This window comes from Actinomadura sp. KC06 (genome assembly GCF_004348735.1).
Lineage (GTDB): Bacteria > Actinomycetota > Actinomycetes > Streptosporangiales > Streptosporangiaceae > Spirillospora.
The window spans coordinates 1-3,022 of sequence record NZ_SMKT01000344.1 but is presented as its reverse complement, the minus strand read 5'-3'; the positions used below and the strand labels follow the sequence as shown (position 1 = coordinate 3,022).

Annotated in this window: 3 protein-coding genes; all 3 read left to right on the top strand. The window is 67.8% G+C overall.

From position 1 onward, the window contains the following. The first annotated feature begins 155 nt into the window (after positions 1-155). The 3 genes from E1287_RS44490 (at position 156) to E1287_RS42755 (ending at position 2,959) form a co-directional block, all read left to right on the top strand. Complete coding sequence (locus tag E1287_RS44490) at positions 156-764, top strand: site-specific integrase (protein WP_207934817.1); 609 nt, start codon at positions 156-158, stop codon at positions 762-764. Positions 765-991: 227 nt separating this feature from the next. Next, complete coding sequence (locus E1287_RS42760) at positions 992-1,468, top strand: SH3 domain-containing protein (RefSeq protein ID WP_131971790.1); 477 nt, start codon at positions 992-994, stop codon at positions 1,466-1,468. Positions 1,469-1,579: 111 nt separating this feature from the next. Beyond that, the gene (locus E1287_RS42755; RefSeq protein WP_131971788.1) at positions 1,580-2,959 is read left to right on the top strand and encodes an MFS transporter; all 1,380 of its coding nucleotides are present in this window, start codon (positions 1,580-1,582) and stop codon (positions 2,957-2,959) included. Positions 2,960-3,022: the final 63 nt, after the last annotated feature.

Genomic DNA, 3,022 nt, shown 5'->3' with positions numbered 1-3,022 from the left:
CAGCGCCAACGACGGGCTCGCCCCGATCACATTCGAGCGTCAGATGGCAGAAGCGCGGAGGACGTCAACCGCCCAGCTCAGGGCCGAAGTGGCATAACACCGTCTCCACGCTTTGAGGGGATTGACAGCCCGGTCGCAAGTCGCGCTCACTCAACCTGAAACAGGCGACTGCACTACTAGAGGAGGCGTGCAAGCCCGAACACCGTCTTGGCGCGTACGTAGTCCTAGCGATCGTCTCGGGACTCCGCACGGAGGAGCTCCGCACCCTCAAGTGGAGTGACGTCGACCTGGACAAGGCAACCGTCTACGTTCTCCGAGCCGACCGCCACAAGGGCGAGACCAAGACGACCTTCAGCCGACGCGGTCTCGGCATGGCCGACATGGCCGTTGACGCACTCCGCAACCTCAAGACGAGGCAGGCAGCCGAGAAACTCAAGGCTGGCGAGGAGTACCAGGACAACGGCCTCGTCTTCTGTCACGTGAACGGCAGGCCGTACACCGCGCAACACGTCCGCCACCGCTTCCGCAAGATCCTCAAAGCGGCGAACCTCAACCCCACCGAGTGGTGCCCCCGCGAACTGCGGCACACCTTCGTGTCCATCATGAGTGACCACGACGTGCCCATGGAGAAGATCAGCATCCTCGTCGGGCACTCCAGCACGAAGATCACCGAAACCGTCTACCGTCACCAACTCAAGCCCGAGATCCGCGACGGCGCAGAGCACATGAACGACATCTTCACCCGTAAGACCAAGTCCGCGTAGGCGCGCGGCTCCCGACTTGGCTCCCCGAGACTTCGGACGACATGGGACGTCTCCCCCACCTGGAAAGGCTCGCTTTCCAGCCTTGGCCCTCACTTAGGGAACCCCTGAGCCCGGCTTATTCGCGGGGGTTTGGGGGTCTGTCAAGAAGAGTCTTCGTCACTGTGTGTCTTGCTTGTGTGACTCTGGGTAGTGTCGGCGGTGTACGTCGGACCAGCCTGGAGGAACATATGCAGGTAGGGATAAAGGTCGGTGTGGGAGCGGCGGCCGCGGTGCTGGCGGGGAGTGCGCTGGGGCTCGGTGCGGTCGCCGGGGCCTCGGAGCCGCCGCCGAATCCGGGGCAGGAAGAGTCGGTGCCGGCTCAGCCGCAGCCCACCCAGGAAGAAGGGCAGGGGCCCGGCGCCATCGTCGTGGGGCCTGAAGGCGCTGCCAAGGCGCTGGGGCGGCTCCAGCTCCGCAACCCTCAGCGGGCCCAGTGGTGCCACGGGACGGTGGTGGTGTCGAAGCTGAACGTCCGGACGGGGCCGGGGACGAACTACCCGGTGAAGTACACGATCGGGCGCGGGCAGCACGTCAACACGGACTGGAGCCGCATCATCCGTAGGCACGGGTATCTGTGGGTGCCGCTCAGCAACAACTACTGGCTCGCCGATTACAAGCTCGGCGATGGAAACGGCAAGTGGTACATCAAGTACACCAACTGCTGACGCCAGAGGTCGGGGCCGGCGGGTGAAGCCGGCCCCGATTTCCGTTGGGGCCGCCTACGGACGGGGGCCGCCGCTCGGTAACGTCTCGTCGGTCGACGGGGTGGTGAGGCGGTGGGCAGGCGGTCGCTGGGGCGGCGGTTCGGGTGGCTTTGGACGTCGTACGCGTTCAGCACGTTCGGTACGAGGCTCGCGTTCGACGCGTTCCCGTTGATCGCGGTTCTCGTGCTGCACGCGGGGCCCGCGCAGGTGTCGGTGCTGGCGGCGGCGGGTCTGGCGGTGGGGGCGGCGGTCGCGGTGCCGCTCGGTCCGTGGGTGGAGTTCCGCCGCAAGCGGCCGGTGATGGTCGCGACGGATCTGGTGCGGTTCGGGGCGCTGATGAGCGTGCCCGTCGCGTATGTGTTGGGGTGGCTCAGTTTCGTCCAGTTGGTTGTGGTGTCGGTTGTGGTCGGGGCGGCGGGGATCGCGTTCCGGGCGGCGAGCGGGGCCTATCTGAAGGCGATCGTTGAGCCCGAGGATCTCGTCGCCGCGAACGGGCGGTTCGAGGCGACCACGTGGACGGCCGCCGTGCTCGGGCCGCCGGTCGGCGGGGCCGCGATCGGGATCCTGGGGCCGGTGGCGACCGTGGTGGCCGACGCGGTCAGCTACCTGCTGTCGGCGCTGGGGATCCGCGCGATCGGCGGGCCGGAGCCCAAGCCGGAGCGGGCCTCGGGTGCGGTGCGGGGTGGGGGCATCCTCGAAGGGTGGCGGTATGTGCTGGGCCACCCGACGCTGCGGCTTTTGTTCTTCAACACCGTCCTGGTGAACGCGCTGATCATGGCACCGGCGCCGCTGCTCTTGGTGCTGATGGTCGGGCATCTCGGGTTCGCGCCGTGGCAGTACGGTCTGGCGTTCGCGGTGCCCTGTCTCGGGGGGCTCGTCGGGTCACGTCTGGCGGGGCCGGTCGTCGCGCGGTTCGGGGAGCGCAGGGTCATGCTGGTCACCGGGACGCTGCGTGCATGCTGGCCGATCGGGTTGGCCTTCATCGGTCCCGGTGTTGGGGGGCTGGTGCTCGTCATGGTCGTGGAGGTCGGGCTGATCACGAGTGTGGGGGTGTTCAATCCGGTTTTCGCCGCCCACAGGCTGATGCGGTCTTCGACTGATCGGGTCGCCCGGGTTCTGTCCGCCTGGACGGTCACCGGCAACGCGACCACCGCGGCCGTGACCGCGCTATGGGGGCTGCTGGCCGCTCTTACGAGCGCCCGTGTCGCGATCGCCGCCGCCGGCGTCCTTCTGCTGGCGACCCCGCTGCTGCTCCCCTGGCGCGATCGCGGCCCGCAGGCCGACGCTGTACGAACTGGGCGCGGTGGGGATGTAACCGCTCGCGAGGAATCCGAGGACCGCGATCAGGACGGCGACCGCGAGCCCCACGACACCGATGAGACCGGCGGCGACGTAGCGGCGCTTCATGCCGGTCAAAATAAGACCGGGTCGGAGCAGGGGCGGCTTCGTTAAGCGGGATTTAAGGCCCTGCTATCCCGACCGGGCGTTCTACGTGCGGGAATGGCGGCGGCGGAC